Origin of the sequence: Winogradskyella ouciana (assembly GCF_009709615.1) — a bacterium.
GTDB lineage: Bacteria > Bacteroidota > Bacteroidia > Flavobacteriales > Flavobacteriaceae > Winogradskyella > Winogradskyella ouciana.
In genome coordinates, this window is sequence record NZ_WJYA01000066.1 from 1 (window position 1) to 279 (window position 279).

Sequence of the window (279 nt, forward strand, 5' to 3'; positions counted from 1 at the left end):
GAATTTAACAGAGAAGAACAATATCATTTCACCACAAGTGGCGAAAAAATATACATTTGATTTGATCTCCTATATTCATCACTCCCTGCAAACAGAGGAGCTTTGTTTATATTCAGCTGTTGTGGAACGGATAGTATATAGTTCAGATATCAGGCAAATGAAGGATATATTAATGGAATATTGTTATGAGTTGATCCTCACCATTCATGACCATGTTCATTTACGAAGTCCAATTGTCCAAAATGTCCTTACATTTATCCATACTCACTTTGACCAAGG

1 protein-coding gene is annotated in these 279 nt (G+C 34.8%); it reads left to right on the forward strand.

Annotation, left to right across the window (positions count from 1 at the left end):
• On the forward strand, window positions 1-279 hold a 279-nt coding region (locus F1003_RS18600), incomplete at both ends, for a hypothetical protein (RefSeq protein WP_235898411.1).